The organism is uncultured Cyclobacterium sp. (genome assembly GCF_963977555.1).
Taxonomy (GTDB): Bacteria; Bacteroidota; Bacteroidia; order Cytophagales; family Cyclobacteriaceae; genus Cyclobacterium.
In genome coordinates this window covers 92,296-112,769 of sequence record NZ_CAXBPD010000014.1, presented here as the reverse complement: position 1 = coordinate 112,769, position 20,474 = coordinate 92,296, and the positions used below count along the sequence as shown (strand labels likewise).

Annotated in this window: 14 protein-coding genes; 10 read left to right on the top strand and 4 right to left on the bottom strand. The window is 39.4% G+C overall.

What is annotated here, in order from left to right:
• The first annotated feature begins 11 nt into the window (after nucleotides 1-11).
• The 8 genes from AAC073_RS17065 (at nucleotide 12) to AAC073_RS17030 (ending at nucleotide 10,537) form a co-directional block, all read left to right on the top strand.
• Nucleotides 12-2,420, top strand: coding sequence for a PSD1 and planctomycete cytochrome C domain-containing protein (locus AAC073_RS17065; protein ID WP_339925010.1), 2,409 nt, complete (start codon nucleotides 12-14; stop codon nucleotides 2,418-2,420).
• Nucleotides 2,421-2,423: 3 nt separating this feature from the next.
• Nucleotides 2,424-3,881, top strand: a complete 1,458-nt coding sequence (locus AAC073_RS17060; RefSeq protein ID WP_339925009.1) for a DUF1501 domain-containing protein — start codon at nucleotides 2,424-2,426, stop codon at nucleotides 3,879-3,881.
• 201 nt (nucleotides 3,882-4,082) lie between these two features.
• On the top strand, nucleotides 4,083-4,808 hold the full coding sequence (locus AAC073_RS17055) for an aldo/keto reductase (RefSeq protein WP_339925008.1): 726 nt from the start codon (nucleotides 4,083-4,085) through the stop codon (nucleotides 4,806-4,808).
• A 35-nt stretch (nucleotides 4,809-4,843) separates the two neighbouring features.
• On the top strand, nucleotides 4,844-5,038 hold the full coding sequence (locus AAC073_RS17050; RefSeq protein ID WP_339925007.1) for a hypothetical protein: 195 nt from the start codon (nucleotides 4,844-4,846) through the stop codon (nucleotides 5,036-5,038).
• 27 nt (nucleotides 5,039-5,065) lie between these two features.
• Nucleotides 5,066-6,022: an aldo/keto reductase gene (locus AAC073_RS17045; protein WP_339925006.1), complete on the top strand. Its 957-nt coding sequence runs from the start codon at nucleotides 5,066-5,068 to the stop codon at nucleotides 6,020-6,022.
• A 604-nt stretch (nucleotides 6,023-6,626) separates the two neighbouring features.
• Entirely contained in the window at nucleotides 6,627-7,055 is a 429-nt protein-coding gene (locus AAC073_RS17040) for a response regulator (RefSeq protein WP_339925005.1), read from the top strand.
• 443 nt (nucleotides 7,056-7,498) lie between these two features.
• Nucleotides 7,499-8,974, top strand: a complete 1,476-nt coding sequence (locus AAC073_RS17035; RefSeq protein ID WP_339925004.1) for a sulfatase — start codon at nucleotides 7,499-7,501, stop codon at nucleotides 8,972-8,974.
• A gap of 144 nt (nucleotides 8,975-9,118) precedes the next feature.
• A complete protein-coding gene (locus tag AAC073_RS17030) occupies nucleotides 9,119-10,537 on the top strand; it encodes a Glu/Leu/Phe/Val dehydrogenase (RefSeq protein ID WP_339925003.1) in 1,419 nt (472 codons plus the stop codon).
• A 126-nt stretch (nucleotides 10,538-10,663) separates the two neighbouring features.
• Here the strand turns inward: AAC073_RS17030 and AAC073_RS17025 are convergent, their stop codons facing one another.
• Both AAC073_RS17025 and AAC073_RS17020 read right to left on the bottom strand, forming a co-directional pair.
• A complete protein-coding gene (locus AAC073_RS17025) occupies nucleotides 10,664-11,530 on the bottom strand; it encodes a DUF1080 domain-containing protein (protein WP_339925002.1) in 867 nt (288 codons plus the stop codon).
• 25 nt (nucleotides 11,531-11,555) lie between these two features.
• Nucleotides 11,556-12,644, bottom strand: coding sequence for a hypothetical protein (locus AAC073_RS17020; protein WP_339925001.1), 1,089 nt, complete (start codon nucleotides 12,642-12,644; stop codon nucleotides 11,556-11,558).
• Between the two features lie 186 nt (nucleotides 12,645-12,830).
• Here AAC073_RS17020 and AAC073_RS17015 point away from each other — a divergent pair, with 186 nt between their 5' ends.
• Together AAC073_RS17015 and AAC073_RS17010 are read left to right on the top strand one after the other, a co-directional pair.
• A complete protein-coding gene (locus tag AAC073_RS17015; protein WP_339925000.1) occupies nucleotides 12,831-14,243 on the top strand; it encodes a Gfo/Idh/MocA family oxidoreductase in 1,413 nt (470 codons plus the stop codon).
• A gap of 204 nt (nucleotides 14,244-14,447) precedes the next feature.
• Entirely contained in the window at nucleotides 14,448-16,037 is a 1,590-nt protein-coding gene (locus tag AAC073_RS17010; RefSeq protein ID WP_339924999.1) for an arylsulfatase, read from the top strand.
• 137 nt (nucleotides 16,038-16,174) lie between these two features.
• On the opposite strand, the gene AAC073_RS17005 is transcribed toward AAC073_RS17010, so the two are convergent.
• On the bottom strand, nucleotides 16,175-17,338 hold the full coding sequence (locus tag AAC073_RS17005) for a VCBS repeat-containing protein (RefSeq protein ID WP_339924998.1): 1,164 nt from the start codon (nucleotides 17,336-17,338) through the stop codon (nucleotides 16,175-16,177).
• Nucleotide 17,339: 1 nt separating this feature from the next.
• Complete coding sequence (locus tag AAC073_RS17000) at nucleotides 17,340-20,429, bottom strand: PVC-type heme-binding CxxCH protein (RefSeq protein ID WP_339924997.1); 3,090 nt, start codon at nucleotides 20,427-20,429, stop codon at nucleotides 17,340-17,342.
• Nucleotides 20,430-20,474 lie beyond the last annotated feature (45 nt).

Sequence of the window (20,474 nt, the reverse complement as noted above, 5' to 3'; positions counted from 1 at the left end):
ATTTTAACGATATGAATAGTGAAAAGGCAGTAAGTTTTTATTGGATGATACCGATTTGGGGATGGTTAATTTTCGTGGTATTGGCTTTAGGCTGTGAAGAAAACCAAAGAAATGAAACAGTCAATTTCCCCAATGACATCAGTTACAACCTTCATGTCCGGCCTATTCTTTCTGAAAATTGTTTTACATGTCACGGCCCGGATGCCAATAAAAGAGAAGCTGGCCTTAGATTGGATAAAGAGGAAGATGCTTATGCCGCTTTGACAGAAAGTCCTGGCAAACATGCCATCGTTCCTGGAGATCCGAATGCCTCCGTGGCCTTTCTCCGAATACTTTCTCACGATGCGGAAGAGAAAATGCCACCTCCTTCTTCCAATTTGCAGCTTAGTGATCACCAAATCAAGCTTATAAAAAAGTGGATCAATCAAGGCGCTATCTATGAACCACACTGGGCATTCGTACCCCCGAAGAAACCTCAAATCCCGAAAGTTAAAAATGAGGAATGGGTAAATAATGAACTTGATTATTTTGTATTGGAAAAGATGGAGGAAGCTGGTTTAACTCCTTCTCCAAAAGAGGATAATTTGACTTTAGGTAGGCGGCTTTACTTGGACTTAACAGGTTTACCACCCAATCCTAAGGATTTGGACCAAATGGACAAAAGTTCATTTGAAGTTGCAGAAATAGTGGATAGGTTATTTAAGTCAAAAGCCTATGGGGAGAAAATGGCCGTGACTTGGATGGATGTTGCTAGGTATGCCGACAGTCATGGTTACCAAGACGATTATTACCGGACCCAGTGGCCTTGGAGAGACTGGGTGATTCATGCCTTCAATGAAAACATGCCTTACGACCAGTTCATCACCTGGCAACTTGCTGGAGATCTCATGCCTGAGGCAACTATGGAGCAGATACTGGCTACAGGATTTAACCGTAATCATAAAATTACAGAAGAGTCCGGCGCGATAGATGAAGAGTATCGGGTAATGTATGCCATTGACAGAACCAACACCCTAGGAAAAGCCCTATTGGGTGTTACTTTGGAGTGTGCCCAATGCCATGACCATAAGTACGATCCATTTTCTCAAAAGGAATATTTTCAAACCTATGCTTTTTTTAATAATGTAGCAGAATGGGGAATTGAAGAATCTAAACCAGGCTTTTCCAAAAAAAGTCCTGCAAAATACCCGCTGATGGAAATTAGCGAGACATCAGCTAAAGAAGTGCTACAATTTATAAATATGCCGGATAGTGCCAGCAGAATGAACAGGATGATGACAGGGATGCAAAAAGGCGCCAATTATAATTCTCTTCTTCAAGAATCTACCGTCTTGAAGGTGGCCGTGATGGGGGATTTGGATAGCACTCGATCTACTTATATTCTTGAAAGGGGGGAGTATGATGCGCATGGGGAGAAAGTAGCGCCAGGTGTTCCTGCTTCTATTTTCCCATTTCCGGAGAATCTACCTAAAAATAGGCTGGGATTATCAAAATGGTTATTTGATGTTAATAATCCATTGACCGCAAGGGTGTATGTAAATAGGATTTGGCAGGAAATTTTTGGTACAGGTTTAGTAGATACTCCAGGAGATTTCGGGCTGCAGGGCAATTTACCAACCAATCAGCCTTTACTTGACTGGCTGGCAGTAGACTTTATAGAGAATGGCTGGGACATTCAGTACCTATTAAAAAAGATAATGTTGTCAGCTACTTATCAGCAATCTTCTAATGTGAATACAAAAAGTTTTGAAAAAGATCCTGACAATAGGTTTTTGGCACGTTTTCCCAGGCGAAGGCTTAAAGCAGAAGAAATAAGAGATTTGGTGTTGGCGACTAGTGGCTTGTTAAATAATGAGGTAGGTGGGCCATCTGTAAAGACTTACCAACCAGAAGGGTTATGGGAGGCTGCCACATCTGGCAGAGGCAATCTTTCCATATTCCAATTGGATACAGGGAAATACCTGTATAGAAGAGGGCTGTATACCTTTATTAAAAGAACAGTTCCTCCACCCAATATGATGCTGTTTGATGCAAGTAATAGGGATGCCTGCGAGGTAGAAAGGTTAAAAACCAGCACTCCCTTACAAGCCTTGGTTATGATGAATGACCCAGTGGTCTTAGAAGCCTCTCGGGTATTTGCAGGTAGATTATTAAAGAAAAATGACAAGGTGGAAGCTGGAGTGGATTATGCTTTTTACAGTGTTATTGGTAGAAAACCTGATAAAAATGAGCAGACAATTTTGATGAGTCATTTTGAAGCTTTTCTAAATGAGTATAATAAAGACAAGTCAAAAGCAATAAAAATATTGGACGTAGGGAAGTTTCCACTGACTGATGAAATACCTGTGGCATCACATGCTGCATTGATGCAGGTCATTGCACTAATTTATAATTTGGAAGCCACTATTACAAAAGCTTAAACCATGGAAAACGAATTCATAAAGCATCGATTAAATCTCAATAGAAGACATTTCCTTTCCAAATTAAGCTTAGGATTAGGGAGTGCGGCTTTAGGGTCACTTTTAATTCCTGATTTATTCAATGGAGTAAACAAGGACGGGACAGCTGGTAAAGACCTAGGATTGCCTCATTTTGCCCCCAAGGCAAAAAGAGTGATCTATTTGTTTCAAAATGGAGCCCCCTCCCAATTGGAATCTTTTGATTTCAAACCAAAATTACGGGATTTATGGGGGCAGGAATTACCAGAATCCATCCGACAAGGGCAAAGGCTCACGGGCATGACAGCCAGTCAAACTAGCTTTCCTATGGTGGGGTCCTTCTGTGATTTCCAGCAATATGGTGAAGCAAGGGCTTGGGTTAGTTCTCTTTTTCCTCATACAGCAAAAATTGTCGATGATATATGCATAGTCAAATCCATGCATACGGAGGCAATAAATCACGATCCAGCACTTACCTTTTTTCAAACCGGAGCACAACAAGGCAATCGACCTAGCATGGGTTCTTGGTTGAGTTACGGCCTTGGAAGTGAAAATAATAATTTACCAGCCTTTACGGTGTTGCTTTCCAAAGGAAAAGGAAATGGCCAAGGGGTCTATGCAAAACTTTGGAACAATGGGTTTTTACCCTCAGCACATCAGGGGGTTCAGTTTAGCAATGGCGAAGATCCTGTACTCTACTTGAACGATCAGGAGGGTATGAGTAAAGCTGGAAGAAGGAAAATGTTGGACAATTTAGCAGCCTTGAACCAACATGCTTTCGAAAAAGTGGGTGATCCTGAGATCCAAGCTAAGGTGGCACAGTATGAACTTGCCTACAGGATGCAAACGGCAGTACCTGAAGCTACTGATTTGTCTAAAGAGTCAGACAGCGTTTTTGAGATGTACGGTGAGGATAGCAGGAAGCCAGGTACTTTTGCGGCGAATTGTCTTCTAGCACGGAAACTTTCAGAATCTGGTGTCAGATTTGTGCAGTTGTACCATCAGGGATGGGATCATCATGGTAACCTTCCTAATCAAATGGCTGACCAAGCTAAAGATGTGGATCAAGCTTCGGCCGCCTTGATAAAAGACCTGAAACAAAGAGGGCTATTGGATGAGACCTTAGTCATTTGGGGTGGGGAATTTGGAAGGACGAATTATTCCCAAGGAAAATTGACTGAAGATAACTATGGTCGAGACCATCATCCAAGATGTTTTAGCATATGGATGGCAGGAGGGGGGATAAAACCTGGAATGGTTTATGGTGCTACGGATGAGCTGGGATATAATATTACGGAAAATCCCGTACATGTGCATGATTTTCAGGCCACCGTATTGCATCAACTGGGGTTGGATCATGAACAATTGATTTATAGACATTTGGGAAGAAAATTTCGACTTACTGATGTTTCAGGTAGGGTTATTAAGGAATTATTGGTTTAAAAAAATTGAAATTTTACACCCTTAGTTGAAACTTGATCATCTGATTTTTGTTTAATTTATTAGAATTTCGATTTTAGCTTCCATTAAATAGTTTACATACTGGGATTGCACAAATTATATTAATTCTCTATTTTCTTCTAAGTGATTTTTAAAAAGCAGGCCTTTAAATAGCTTCTGACTTTAACTACATAACCAACGATAATGAAAAATTTAATATTTAAAAACGGGGATAGCATGCCATCACTTGGCTTGGGAACCTGGAAGTCAAAACCAAATGAAGTTTATGAAGCGGTGCTTCAAGCCATAAAGGTGGGTTACAGGCACATTGATTGTGCTTATGTCTACAAAAATGAAAATGAAATAGGCAGTGCGATAAGTGATGCCATCTCCCAAGGTTTAGTGAAGCGGGAGGAATTATGGATTACTTCTAAATTATGGAATGATTCCCATTTGCCAAATGATGTACTTCCTGCCATTAAGAAGAGCCTGAGTGATTTACAACTGGATTACCTTGATTTGTATTTGGTTCATTGGCCAATAGCATTAAAAAAAGGGGTTGGATTACCTTCTGAACCAACAGACTTTTTGACCAAAGAAGAAGCTCCTTTAGGTGCCACTTGGGCTGAAATGGAGAAGCTTCAAAAAAATGGACTCTCACGTCAAATTGGCGTTTCTAATTTTAATTCCGCCAAAATTGAAAGCCTTAAGTCAAGTGCATCACAAATGCCAACTGTCAACCAAATAGAGTTTCATCCTTACCTACCACAAGTTGAGCTAAAGGATTATTGTGATAAAAACGACATTCTTATTACAGGATATGGCCCTTTAGGTGCCGCCTATAGGGTTGCGGACAATGAAGTCGATCATCCTATTTTGCTAGAAAATAAGGAATTGTCGGTTATGGCAAAGAAAAAACCGCCTCAGTAGCGCAGGTAGTACTCGCATGGGCAATTAATAAGGGAGTGGCTGTAGTGCCTAAATCCGTCAATTTTCAAAGAATTGAAGAGAATTTCGGGGCAAGCGAATTGAAGCTTGATGACGAAGACATGTCTATTATAGATAATCTGGGAGGTCCTTATCGTTATACCCATGGTGGTGCCTGGGTTGGAGAAGTAAGCCCTTATGAATTTTCGGATATTTGGGAAGAGTTTCTATAAGTTTTAACAACAACAAAGATTTAAATCATGAAATACTTAACTTTTAAAAATCAAGATAAAATGCCTATTCTGGGATTGGGAACATGGAAATCCAGTCCAGGCGAAGTTTATCAGGCAGTACTTTGGGCACTAGAGGCAGGTTACAGACACATAGATTGTGCAGCCATCTATCAAAATGAAAAAGAAGTAGGTGATGCTTTAAAAAAAGCTTTTGAAGAAGGCATCGTAAGTAGGGAAGAGGTTTGGGTGACTTCTAAATTGTGGAACAATGCCCACGAAATGGACAAGGTGGAGGGTGGTCTTCAGAAAACACTTGCGGACCTTCAGCTCGACTATCTAGATCTTTACTTGATACATTGGCCTATTTCTTTAAAAGAAGAGGTTATGTTTCCAAAAACTGGAGATGATTTTCTCGATTATCAATCCGTTCCACTTTCTGATACATGGAAAGGCATGGAAGCCCTTAAGGAAAAAGGACTTGTCAAGCATATTGGTGTTTCCAATTTCAATATTTCAAAACTGAAAGAGATACTTAAATCTTGTGTAGTTGCTCCAGAGATGAACCAAATTGAATTGCATCCCTATTTACCTCAAGATGGGTTGGTGCGTTTTTGCAAGGAAAATAGCATTAATATAACAGCATATTCCCCATTGGGGTCGGCTGATAGGCCTAAAGCCAGACAAAAAGAGGATGATCCCATCTTGATGGAACACAAGGTTTTTAAGGACATTGCGCTAAAGCACGGGGTTTCAGTGGCTCAAGTGTTGATCGCATGGTCTCTTCACAGAGATATAGCAGTTATCCCTAAATCATCTAATAAGGAAAGAATAAAAGCGAACCTTGAAGCCAAAGATGTCGAACTTCAGCAGGATGACATGAAATCCATCGCAGCTATCAATAGTCATCATAGGTATATTGATGGGACATTCTTTACAGAGGTGCCTGGAAGTCCTTTCCGTCAATCTGATCTATGGGAGAATTAATAGATAGCGCACAGCAAAAGGCTGCTTTGTAGACAGACTTTTGCTGTGGGCTATTTAAAGAACAATAAGGAAAAACGATTTTTTTATGTTTTAAATTTGCTTTAAAGCAACTAGGGGGCATGTGTTTTTTACCATTTTTCGATTTGAAATCTACTGGAACATTTAAACAAACTTAAAATGGGTAATGAAAATTGATTGAAATAATTACCTAATAACTAATGCTTAAGTAAAAAAAGCATAATATTTTTGATGATTCATTAATTTTTTTCAAAAAATACTGCTAAATATAAAAAAATACGATAGTTTCGTGTGTCCTAAGGATAACAAGTAAACTTTCAATTTAATGACACTTGAGGTTTAATTGAATTAAGTAGGGTTGATTTTCTTGGTTATATTAAGCGAAAGATTATTCCACCATTAAACTTATTTATAAATTTATGGGTGTATCTTTAGTTTAACCTTATTGATGTATAAATTTAATAAGTGTCTGATTTTGAATTATTTGAAATGAATAAGCGGAATTTTGTTTTTATACCCAGACCAATTAATTTAAATATTCGCTGCATTTTTAATGAGGGTATTAATAATTTAGAATAAAAAAACCATGAAATCAGCACATATTTTATTGGTAGAAGATAATGAAGGTGATATATTTTTAACAACCGAAGCCTTAAATGAAAGTAAGAATGAAAGTATGGTCAGCATTGCCCGTGACGGTCAAGAAGCACTAGACTTTATTTTTAAGATAAATGGGTTTGAGGAAAAAGCTACTCCTGATTTAATCATTTTGGACGTTAATCTTCCTAAGAAAAGTGGGCATGAAGTCTTGATTGAATTGAAAAGACATGATTCTTACAAACAAATCCCTGTGATCATCCTTTCCACCTCAAGTTCCAAAAGAGACATTGATATGTCTTACAAGAATTTTGCAAATTGTTACATTACGAAGCCTGTTGAAGTTAATGATTTTATGGAGGCCATTTCTGCCTTACAGAAATTTTGGTTAGAAACAGCTACCCTTCCAGTCAACTAAACTGAAAAATTCACCATTAAAGTTAATCCCAGATTAGGCAATAGGATTCGTAAAGCCTGTTCCATATTTACGGGAAGAGTTACAATCGCAAAAAAAATCAAGCTGTTTGAATATTTTAGCATAGCACCGCTATAATTAAAACAGTATCTAAATGGCTGATTTTGTCCGCTGCGGCAGATCAGCACCTAAAAGAGGGGCTATTATTTCAGGTTATAGATCATTCGAAAAATCAGGCATAGCTTGAATTTCACAAAATATTCTTCGCGCTAACTTTTGACTTGGTTGGAACAGCTCCAATCCGGAAACCTTAAAAGAACCCAACCTTTCTAATTTTTAATAACTATTTACCTTTAAATTCTTTGGGTAGCGTAGGAAATATTATTTTATAGCTTTGTTAAATGGCTAAGGTTCGGTATCTTCTGTCATTAATAAATATGACACAGATGATTCCTAAATTTCCTATCCGCTACAATAGCGTTCAATATTTATTCATTCTTTCAATCATAGCTTCGATAGCAAGCTGTACAACCAATTCGGAGAATAAAGAATTGGCTAATAATCCAATGCCACCCAATATTGTAATCATTTTTACAGATGATCAGGGATATGGAGATGTTGGGATTTTTGGTGCGAAAAATATATCCACCCCCAATCTTGACCAAATGGCTGCAGACGGTGTGCAGTTCACAAACTTTCATGTATCCAATGCAGTATGTTCTGCGTCACGGGCTTCACTTCTAACAGGGTGCTATTCGAATCGACTTGGGATTTTTGGAGCGCTTTCGGATAAAAGTAAACATGGATTATCTCCCGATGAGACCACAATAGCCGAGGTTCTAAAACCAAAAGGCTATGCCACAGGCATTGTGGGTAAATGGCATTTAGGACACCTTGAGCCATTTCTTCCAACCAAGCAAGGGTTTGACGAATTCTTTGGGCTTCCATATTCCAATGATATGTGGCCTTATCATCCTGAAAGACCAGAGGGTTATCCACCGCTTCCATTGTATCAAAATGAATCAATAATAGATACCCTAAGGGATCAAAGCCTATTGACCACTTGGTATACAGAGAAGGCTGTGGATTTTATAGACAGAAATAACGAAAAACCATTTTTTCTTTATCTGGCTCATAGTATGCCCCATGTACCACTATTTGTTTCTGATAAGTTCAAAGGAAAATCTAAAGCTGGCTTATATGGGGATGTGATTATGGAGATAGATTGGTCGGTAGGTCAGGTGATGCAAGCCTTAAGAAAAAATGGTTTGGAAGAAAATACCCTGGTGATATTTACTTCTGACAATGGGCCATGGCTTTCCTACGGTACACATAGTGGAAGCACTGGCATTTATAAAGAAGGCAAAGGGACTTCCTGGGAGGGGGGTATTAGAGTGCCAGCGATTATGCAGTGGAAAGGGAATATTCCAAAAGGGAAAATCCAGGACAAGATGGCCATGACAATTGATTTATTGCCTACTATAGCCCATATTACTAACGCACCTCTTCCTCAAAAATTGATCGATGGAAAAAATATTTGGCCATTGATACAAATGGAAAAAGAAGCGGAATCACCGCAAGAGGCTTATTATATTTATTATAACAAAAATGAACTTCAGGCTGTTATTTCAGGTAAGTGGAAATTGTACTTCCCTCATAGGTATCGCACACTACCAGAAAATTTTGTTAAACCCTCGAATGGTATACCTGGTAAATATGTGATGTTGGATTTGAAAGAAATGGAACTTTATGACCTTGAAAATGACCCCTCCGAATCCAAGAATGTGATTGAAGAATATCCCGAAGTATCTGAAAAAATGAGTGCAATGGCTGACAATGCTAGAAGTGACATGGGGGATGCACTTCAAGGAATAGAGGGTAAAAATGTTCGTTTACCAATGGAATTTGTAACTGCGAAATAGAAATCACTCTGTATATGCCTTGGAAATTCAATGCTGCACAAAGGAATGTTTTAAAGGTTTAAGCTTAGCAAGAGGTTTCGCCATTTAGGCATAGACCTTGCAGTTAATTATATGAAATTCAGTTTAAAAATTAAATGAAGTTTTATGAATGCAAAGGTGGAGTACAGTCTGTTTGATGACGTATGTAAAGTTGTTGATGATGCAGCCAGTCATATGGATATGCATCCAGGACTATTGGAACAAATAAAGCTATGCAATAGTATCTATAAATTTAGTTTTCCTCTTAAGAATGGGGATGGAACTTACAAAGTATTGCATGGATATAGGGTGCAGCATTCTCATCATAAATTACCGGTAAAGGGAGGAATAAGGTACAGCAGCTTTGTAAATGAGGAGGAAGTAAAAGGCTTAGCAGCCTTGATGACCTATAAATGTGCCTTGGTAAATATACCCTATGGGGGCGCTAAAGGTGGGGTAAGGATTGATCCCAAAAAATATACAGTTGAACAACTTGAGAAAATTACAAGAAGGTATACTTCTGAGTTGATCAAAAAGAAATTTATAGGACCAGCGATAGATGTACCTGCACCTGATTATGGTACAAGTAGCAGAGAGATGGCTTGGATTGTAGATACTTTTGAGGCTTTCAACCCTGATGTAATAAATGCCAAAGGATGTGTTACGGGCAAGCCCCTTTCCCAGCATGGGATAGAAGGCCGGACAGAAGCCACAGGAATGGGGGTTTTTATAGGCATTCGGGAAGCAGTAAGTGTTAAAGAAGACATGAGCTCCTTAGGATTAAAAGTAGGGTTGAAAGGTAAAAAAATCATTTTGCAGGGGCTTGGTAACGTAGGGTATTTTTCGGCAAAATATTTATCTGAGGCGGGCGCTAAGATTATTGGTATCGCTGAATACAATGGTGGGATTTGGGATGAAAATGGCATAGACATAGAGAAAGTCAAAGCCTACCAAACGGAAAATAAAAGCTTTAATGGTTATTATAAGGGCGATTTTGTGGAGGATGGTAATGCTTTGTTAACCAAGCCATGTGACATACTAATTCCTGCTGCGCTAGAAAATCAAATAACCTCAGTAAACGCTCACGATATTCGAGCAAAGATTATTGGAGAAGCCGCGAACGGGCCTGTTACGCAAGAAGCCAATGCCATTCTTTTAGAGAAAGGAATAATGGTTATTCCAGACATGTATTTGAATGCAGGAGGGGTAACAGTATCTTATTTTGAATGGCTGAAAAATTTATCCAGGGTTTCTTTTGGGAAATTAGAGAAGCGGTACGACATGAAAAAGTACGAAGAGCTTTTACTAGGTATAGAGAAAGCTACAGGGGATTCCTTTAGCGAGGAACAAAAAAGGATTATTATAAAGGGTGCCAGCGAACGAGATCTTGTTAATTCTGGTCTGGAAGAAACGATGGTTACAGCTTACCATCATATGAATGGTGTTCGCAAAGAAAAAGGTATAAAAGATTTAAGAACAGCTGGGTTTATTGTAGCACTTGAAAGGATAGCGATATCTTATATGGATTTGGGTATTTTCCCATAAAACACCTTGTGATACTTCCCTTTCAAAAGGGATGGTGCTTCGCAAATAAAAACAGCCACAGATGGTATTCTGTGGCTGTTTTTTTAATTTCAGTATTTCTTACTTCTATTTAAGTCGAATTGTCTTTTATTTTTGATTTTTTAATAGATTTAGCACTTCTTTCAACTTTTCTGTATCGTCTTTGTAAGGACTCAAATCAAAAATTTCTACGCTTTTAAAATCGATAGGATGACTTTCACTTTGAAGGGAAACATAGCCTGTTGAAATCAATTGACCATCTTTTTTGACATCTGGGTTATGATTGCTCACATTACCCCCTCCCATTTGAGGCTGCAAATAAGTAAGGACCGTGTCTCCTTCAATGATATGATGGATGATGGAGTCACCCAAAACCAAGAAATCAGCAGTTACCCACTGATCGCCATGATAAGTTTTTGAATTAGAACTGACACAGTGAGGGGTGAAAAGTTCTCCGTCCATTACGACATTTGTACCGGGCGTGCAGAGATTGCTTGTCGTTCTTGGTTTTTCTCCATCGCCCCCCAAAAGTTGACCTTCTATAGAAATAGGAAAGTCCTGGTCTCTGGTCATTGTTTCCGGGTTTTGTCCGTGGAGCATTACTCCTGAATTTCTCCATGCCCAACCTTCACCGCCTGGAGCCTGTTCTCCTACAAACCTATACTGTACACGGTACAAGTAATAAGAAAAGGATTCGTCATAGAAGATATGCCCATATTGTCGATCAAAATCTTCGTAGCCATCGTACCTTACTTTTAATAAACCGTCCTCTACCCGAAAAGTATTGGCATAATTTTCATCGAGTTCATGTTTGGCTATTTTAATGCGCCAGTTGTTCATGTCCTCTCCATTAAAGAGGCTGCGCCACCCATCCGCTATATTGATGTTTTCGCTTTTGTTTGAAGCGGTGCATGATGCCAATAGCGTACATAGGATTATAAGTACTTGATATTTTCTTAGGAGACATGTCTTCATTGGGCTAGTGTTGTAAGTGAATTAGTTATTGTTTCGGTTGAAGTTTCAATTTTAGTACTTTCGCTTTTTGGATACCTTTAGGCAATGTACTGGGGTTTATTAAAGCGTAAAATGATTGACCCTCATCTGCGAAGTTAAGTAAAAAGAGAATGTTCAGTGGTAATTCTATAGGGTTTGACCACCCAGTCTCATAATTGTATACTTTTAATTGTTTGCCGAGTAGCTTGCTTCTCTGGGGCGAACCATTCAATATCCCGTCTAGATAGACTACAGCAAATCCATTCTTTAATGCAAAAAGATTGGTAATTTCACCTTCTGCTAAAACAGACCCATCATTGCCAATAGGGATTTCTTGTCCTTTTATTTCTACGAATCCTTCGGAGTCCAGAGAAACACTGTTTTGCCATGCTCCATTATTTTCCAGGTTGTATTTGCTGATTAGAGGTTCTTTATTGAAAACAAAATACAGCGAATTTCCCAAAACACTTATAAGGGCAGTAGGGGGTATAAAATGAAGGTTTTCTTGGTACTTGCTTTCTGGCGATAATTTAAGAAAGGGTACAGCCTTACCCGTATTTGGGTTTAATTTCTCCAATAAATAATTGTCTCTGTAATACCCTAAATTATAAGGGTTTTTATTGTCTCTTCCCGGGTGAAAGAGAAGCAATTCATCTTTATAAATTTCTATGGCATTTTGATTTCTTTTAAGATCAAGAGAGCCACTTTGGAAGGGCATATTTGTCTTTTTTAGGAGGTTTAATTGCTCATCGAGCAAGCCAATTTCTCCTCTGATTGATTTCGCCAGGATGTTTCCATTGTCCGTTATTTTGAGCCCATTTACATAAAACAAGCTATTTTCACCTTCTGATGGAACCGTGTTTTTAGCCAGAACATTTCCTAGACTATCAAATTTTAAATATTCCCCAGATCTATAATTGTAAATCAATCCCGTCTGGTTAGCATAAGCCCCGGCATGAATGTCTCCTGCAAAAGGGATTTCAAGTGTATCTAAAAACACCAAATCAAACTGGGCAGTATTGCTTTGAAAAGTATTACATGCCCCTGTAAAAAACACAATTACAAAAATAGGAAATAGGTGATTCTTAACTTTCATCCCGAAATTTAAGTGCATTTTCCAGCCTTTTCAAGTTTTTTGCTTAAAGTAATTTTTGAAATGGAATGAAATTATAGACTTTTACATTAACTTCAAATCAAAATATCTTTGGATAGCGCATTCAATTTTCCAACTGTGCTTTAATTTTCAGATATTTATAAATAGACCAAATAATTAACATTACTAATGAATAACCAAAGAAGACGATTTTTAAAATCGAGTGCCATGGGTGCTGCAGGTATTTCTTTAATACCTTCATTTGTTCTCGGGAATCAAACCGGACATATTGCACCTAGTGAAAAAGTGAATTTGGCCTGTTGTGGTATTGGCCACCGAGGTGGTGAGGTTGTCAAATCTTTACATGCTACAGGCCTGGCCAATGTCGTAGCACTTTGTGATGTGGACATGGGAGCAGAACATACCCTTGAGGTTATGGAGATGTTTCCTGATGTGCCAAGATATAAGGATTTCAGGGAGATGTTCGATAAAATGGGCAAAGATATAGAAGCTGTCTCTGTAGGTACTCCAGATTTTTCTCATTTTCCTATCACCATGCTTGCCATGTCCATGGGGATACATGTATATGTTGAAAAGCCTATGGCGAGAACGTTTAATGAAGTGCAGTTGATGATGGACGGTGCAAAAAAGCACAAAGTGGTCACTCAGATGGGAAATCAAGGTCACTCAGAAGCCAATTATTTTCAATTTAAAGCCTGGAAAGAAGCTGGTATAATAAAAGATGTGACGGCCATGACAGCTCACATGAATGGGCGTAGAAGATGGCATGGATGGGATCCAAAGATCAATTCCTTTCCTGCAAAGCAACCAATGCCATCCACTATGGATTGGGATACCTGGCTAGGTACCTCGCATCACCATGATTATAATGAAGACCTAGTCAATGGTCAATGGAGATGTTGGTATGATTTCGGTATGGGCGCACTGGGAGATTGGGGTGCACATATTATGGATACCGCACATGAATTTCTTGAGTTGGGATTACCGGAAGAAATAGAACCATTAAGACTTGACGATCACAATACCTTCTTTTTCCCTATGGAATCAACATTGGCTTTCAAATTTCCGAAAAGAGGGAATATGCCGCCAATGACCATTACCTGGTATGATGGACAAAACAATATTCCCCCTGTTCCTGCTGGTTATGGCGTTTCTGAACTTGATCCAAACATCCCACCTCCAAGTAATGGACAATTGCAACCGGCTAAACTTAACCCAGGTAAAATCATATACGGTGGAGACCTAACCTTTAAAGGTGGATCTCATGGCAGTACACTTTCCATCATCCCTGAAGAAAAAGCCAAAGATATGGCCGATCAATTACCAATAGTACCTGAAAGTCCCTCCAACCACTTTGCCAATTTCCTAAAAGCATGTAAAGGAGAAGAAAAGGCCAGGTCTTCCTTTGAAATTGCAGGTCCATTGAGTCAGGTGTTTTCTTTAGGTGTTTTGTCCCAGAGATTAGGTGCAAAATTAATGTTTGATAGAGAGACCAAACAAATTACCAATCATGCGTTGGCCAATGAATTACTAGCTGGTGTACCACCGAGAAAAGGCTGGGAAGCGTATTATAAAATGTAGGCTAATTATCCCCTAAGGGAGATCGTAATATAAGCGTTATTAAATCAAATTACTGGTACGGGTACGTCGCAGGCTTTGCTGTGAGCTACCCGAACCAATTGGTTTATACCTAAATAAAATCCGGTTGCCCAAATGTTATGAAAATGTACCTAAGGGCAGATTATCCTGATTTAGAATCACAAGATTAAAAGCCATAAACCCAATATGCTGAAATTATTTACTCACTTTAAAAAGTTTCCTTTTTGCAAAACCAATAACCTTATCGGATTGGCTTTGTTGCTTGGGATTTGTGTTTTGGTAGGTTTTTCATTCAAGGCTTCGCCAAAAACTGAACGACCGAATATAGTGATCATCTTTGCCGATGATATGGGGTATGGTGATATCAGTGCACTAAACCCGTTGTCCAAAATAAACACTCCAGCTCTTGATGACTTGTTGAAAAGGGGAATTTCTTTCCAAAATGCGCATGCAAGTGCTTCTGTTTGTACTCCCTCAAGGTATGGCCTACTTACAGGTCGATATGCCTTTAGAACGCCTAAAGCTTCCAGAGGAATAGGTGGATTTACTCCTTCAGTGATTGAAAAAGACCGCCTCACCATTGCTGGGATTTTAAAAAAGGCAGGGTATACTACCGCTATTACAGGCAAATGGCATTTGGGTTTGGATTGGGGCACAAAGGACCATAAAGAAGCTCAATTAAACTCAAATACAGGTTATTCAAATGTTGATTATACATTGCCTGTACAATCAGGACCCAACGATTTTGGTTTTGACTATTCTTTTATTCATCCTGCATCCCTGGACATTCCTCCTTATTTCTTTTTAGAAAATGGAAAAGTAATCGATCAAGAGGTGGTGTTGACTACAGATGTTTACCCCATAAGGAAAGAAGACACAAAATTCTCTTGGGACAAAAAACACAGTGACGACAAAGCCGTTTATTGGGAGAAGGGTGTTTGGTGGCGCTTGGGAGAGATGTCAGCTTCATTTAGCGTTGAAGAATGTTTAGAGACAATCGTAAATCAAGGTGAGCAATTTATTGGCCAGCAATCGACTGATAAGCCATTCTTTTTGTACATGCCACTTACAGGACCACATACACCTTGGTTGCCTTCTGAAGAGAATAAAGGGAAATCAGGGGCCGGATTATATGGTGATTTTGTCATGGACATAGATCAGGCAGTCGCAAGAATCAAAACTAAATTGGAGGCGGAAGGCTTGCTTGACAATACCCTAATCATATTTAGTAGTGACAATGGGGCTTACTGGCCAGCTGAAGAAATCCTTCTGCATGGACATGATTCCAATAAAGGAAGTAGAGGACAGAAAGGTGATGTATGGAATGGTGGTCATCGGGTTCCACTTATAGTGTCTTGGCCTGATGGAATTAAAAAAAGCAATACCTATGAGGGCTTGGTAAGTCTAACGGACATCTATGCTACAATGGCCACGATGGTTGGAGTGGAAATACCTGTAGGCGAAGCCATAGACAGTAAGGCATTTAATCCAGTCTTGGCAGGCGACATGTCTTTTCAAACCAGAGATAACATGATACATCAATCTTCAGGTGGAATGTATGCCATTACTTCAGTTGACTGGAAATACATTGACGGATTGGGATCCGGAGGTTTTACCTTTCCAGCTAATTTAACCCCCGAAAACAATGGTCCAACAGGTCAGTTGTATCAATTGGGTAAGGATCCTTTGGAAAGTGAAAACTTATTTTCAGGGTTTCCCGAAAAAGTTAATGCTTTGAAACAACAGCTCGAAGACATTAAAAACATCGAGAAGTAAATATCATTTAACGCAAAAGTGCTATTCATAAAATAGCATTCTTATCTCTTTTTAGGGTTCGTTTTGCTAGGGATACAAGATTGATTTCTAGTATTATGCCCTGCCTTCCTCCTTGAAGAAACGATCCTTCTTAAGGATTAATTGGCCAGTTGCTCAAATACGAAGACTCCCTTTTTATTGGCCACAATAATGTCCATTCGATCATTACCAAAAAAATCTGTAACAATTACCTGAACACCTACACCTGAATTGTCATCAATTATATGTTTGGTCCATCTTGGTGATTTGCCTGGCAAGTATTCATACCATGCAAGGAGAGGGGGCTCTTTTCCACCTGGATCTTTGCCCATGTGAGCAAAATAACGTTTACCTGTTACCAGGTCCTTATTCCCATCTCCATTGATATCCACCAATTCCAATCCGTGTGTTTGAGAAAAACTTGTGTCAATGAGGTACGTTTTCCAAGCTCCTGTTGGCTGTTGGGCATGCCACCAAATGCCAAGTTGATGTGCTGCCGAAGATATTACTTCAGCCTTACCATCCCCATTTAGATCTTGTGCATACATTTGGGCAGCCGGCTCTCCTAAATCTACCGAATGAAATTTCCATAGTCCTGTGGTTGGAATTTCTGGCGATTCCCACCAACCTTCGGTTATAATTAAGTCTGAATTCCCGTCACTATTGAGGTCACCCAAGCCTAAGCCGTGTGCATATTTGGCCGTACCAGGGCTTTCTTTTTCGCTTATAGTGAATTTTTCCCAGACTAAATTGTCAGGGTCGGAAGGTGCCTTGTACCATACCATTTCACCTGAGTCCGGAATACTCCCTACCAAATCTTTCCTACCATCTTTGTCGATGTCAAAAAAACCAGCAGATTCATTTCCCAAAGCGGGGCAAATGGTGTGAACCTCCCATAAACCGGGTTCATTCTTAGGATTTTCAAACCAAAGAACGGCTTCACCCGGAAATCCTATCCTTACAAAATCTATCCAGCCGTCCATGTTTACATCCATTCCATGACTGATAAATGCATTGCTGTAGCCTTTATCGTATTCAAATAGCTGAGGTGTTTCCAATTCGTGGGGCTTCCAGGCTGGTGCCTCAAACCAATAGGCCCCAGCCATAACATCCATTAAACCGTCCTGATTCACATCGCCTACGGCAGCTCCTTCGGCAAGGAATTGAGTAGTGAGCACATGTTTTTTGAAGGTTATTTTTGAGGATTGGGCATAGCTAGAGGTAGGGCAAGTATAAAAAACGAGTAGCAGAGCGCAAAGAAGTAAATTGGTTGATTTTGACATTTTATCGAAGGCTTAGTAAATAGGTCATTAAACCATTGAACTGAGGTTGACTGAGTGAGCTCCCAAAATGATCTGGCATTAAGGTTATATTTGAAGGGATCTGCTCATCGATGTCTTTTTTGGCGATCGTGAATTCCTTACCTGATTGATCGGCCATTATCAAAACCTGTCCATCTTCCCTTCTGAATAAACCAGACATTGTTTGCCCGTTTTTTAGATTGATTGAGTAGGTGCGGAAGTTTTCCGAAATATTTCTATTGGGATCCAGTACCTTTGTTGCAAGGGCATTGAGCCCCCAATTGCCTACCCCATCTAGTTGTGGTCCAATCATTCCTCCCTCTTCTCCAATGCTGTGGCAAATTCCGCAGTTTTGTTGAAACAATGTTTTCCCAGCGCCAAGTTGGGAAGAGTCGCTTTGGTAACTTTCTGTTCTTTGTGCAATCAGTGCCTGTTTTTCATCACTTATTGGCGGTAAATTTTTAGTTAATTCATCAAAAGCTGATTTTTGCTTTTCACTCGCTCCCGAGAGAAACCTTTCTTCCACCTGCCTGGACTTTAAAACCCTTGCAGGTGCATGCCCCTCTTTGATTAACTTTAGTAATTGATTTTTTCCAGTATTGTTGGTCGCAAGTTGAATAGATATGGTTTCCTGTAATTCCATAGGCGCGTTCATAGTACCATTTACCAAAGCCGCAAAAGACTGTTGAACGCTTGCTTTGGCAATGGCTTCTGCCATTTTCTTCCTAAAGCCTATGCTGCTGTTGCCATCTTTCAACCAGCTCTCCAAAAAGCCAACTTGTGTTTGAGGAGCAATTTCCATTAAGGCATCAGCAGCTAGGATTCTAAGTTCTTCTTCTTCCTGACGGTTGCTTATCAATTCCTTTAATTGGGCAATATTTTTGTCTGCTTTTAGTAAGCCTACCATTTGAATTGCGAATTTTAATTCATCCAAATCATTTTCTGTTTTACCGATTTTATTGGTGGATATTTTTTGGAAAATTTCACTGCTTAAATATTGATTCCAAGTATTTAGTGCAGGAGGTAGGTCCTTTCCTTGTTGTTTTACGCCATTATTCAAAGCCATTGCTTTTTTGAAATCAGGGATTTCGGCTCCTTTTTCTCTTGCAAGCGCAATTATTGCTTCCACCCTTGATGCTGGTAGGTCTCTTGCTATTGACGTTAAATAAGCCAAGAATGAATTTTCTGGAAGTTCATTGTTTTGTAGGTATTTGAATAAGAATTCTCCTGATGTTTTCGATTTTGTATCGGAAAATACCAAAGCGACTAATTTTTTTTCTTCCAGCGTCCAATCCTCTGCTGCCATCTCGGTCGCTATTTTGGGATTTTGTGCATGTTGATATAAGGCGTATTTTAAAGCATATATTAAATGACTGTCCGCTTCATCCACCTCTTGTAGTGCTTTCAAGATGGGAGAAACCATGGTAGTGTTTTGATTTCTAATTAAGGTTTCGGCAGCTACTCTTTTTACGTGAGCACTTTCATCCTTTAATCCATTTTTTAACCATTCCAGTTTCTCCTTGTCTAAATCATGGTATTCTCCCAAAATTCTATGGGCATGAACCCGCACAAGTTCCTCTTCATCTAATAGTGCTTTTTTAAGCACATTGTCCTTTAGAGCATCAAGTCTAAACAAAGCCCATAGCACCTGAACCTTCTGAATATTGGAGGTATTTCCATCTGTTTCTAATTTCACTAAGGCAGGTATTGCTGAATCCTTAAAACGATCCACCAATTCATCCGTAGCCATCATTCTCGTCTGAAGGATAGGGTCGTTTAATTTTTCGATTAGAATGTCAAGGTTGACTGTTGACCAATCTAGTGGTGTTTTTACCTGACCCTTATAAGTGATTTTCCAGATTCTACCACTGTTTCTATCTCGCTCAGGATGATTGAGTGGGACTTCGTAATGGCCTATAATACTGTTGTAAAAATCTGCTATATACATGGCGCCATCCGGCCCAATCTTAATGTCTACAGGTCTAAACCAAGGGTCTTTGCTAACTAAAAAATCAGCCTTTCTACTGGCTTTTGGGCTGGAACCATTAAATGTAATTGTACTCCTACTGATCCTGCATGTAACTACATCACCAGAATAAAAACTGTTTTGGTACTCGGTTGGAAACTGGTTGTCTGTATAGTAGACGAGTCCGGACAAAGCGGTGGAATTAAGCCCATAGTCCATCATAGTAGGGGCATGCCCCATATTCGGCTCTTGTTTTCCCCATTGGGTGTAATTGCCATTTCTTATGATCTGGTAAATAGGCAAAGTATGGCAATCCGCAGAGTAATGGTAGCCCCACTTGTCGAGGTCTGAACCAAATGGGTTGATCCTGCCGTCACTTGTTTTCTCTGCATGCTGCCCATCCAAGGTAAATCGAAAAGTATTACCAGATGTCATTTTTATAGCGTCCCCATCCTTTCCGGAGACTGTAGAGACATTGCTAAATCCATGGGATGCATGCATCCAACCATCCATTCCTCTGAAAAGATTGTTGACCATGCCGTGGGTATCTTTGGTCTCAAAAGGCCCTAAGATAACCTCTCTTTTGTCCGCAATATCATCAGCATTGGTGTCATAAAACCTATATAGGTTGGGGATGCTAAAGGCTATGGCTCCACCTTTGACAGGTTGTATGCCAATGGGAATATTTAAATCGTTGGCGAAATCTGTAATTTTATCCGCCTTTCCATCTTTGTTGGTGTCTTCCAGTATACTAATCCGGTCAGTACCTTTACCAGGCCCCGCTTTAATAGGATATTCAGATGATTGAGAAACCCACAGCCTACCTTTTTCATCAAATGCCATATTAATAGGCTTGGTGATATCAGGTTCTGAGGCAAAAAGGGTGATTTCAAAGCCAGGAGGCAGGATGAAATCATTTTTCTCTTCTTCTGGATGCTGAAAAGCCGTAGACCTTACATGTTCAGCGTAGATAGGATCAGCTTCTTCTTCTATATAAGCATCTGTAGGTTCTTTTTGGGTATCTGTTCTGCCATTTTGTTGATTTCCACTTTCGCAGGCAAAAAATAGGAGTGCAATTAGGCTAAAGATTAGATATTGGGTTTTCATTAATTGATTGAAAATGAAGGGTAAATAATCTTGTTAACTTAAGAT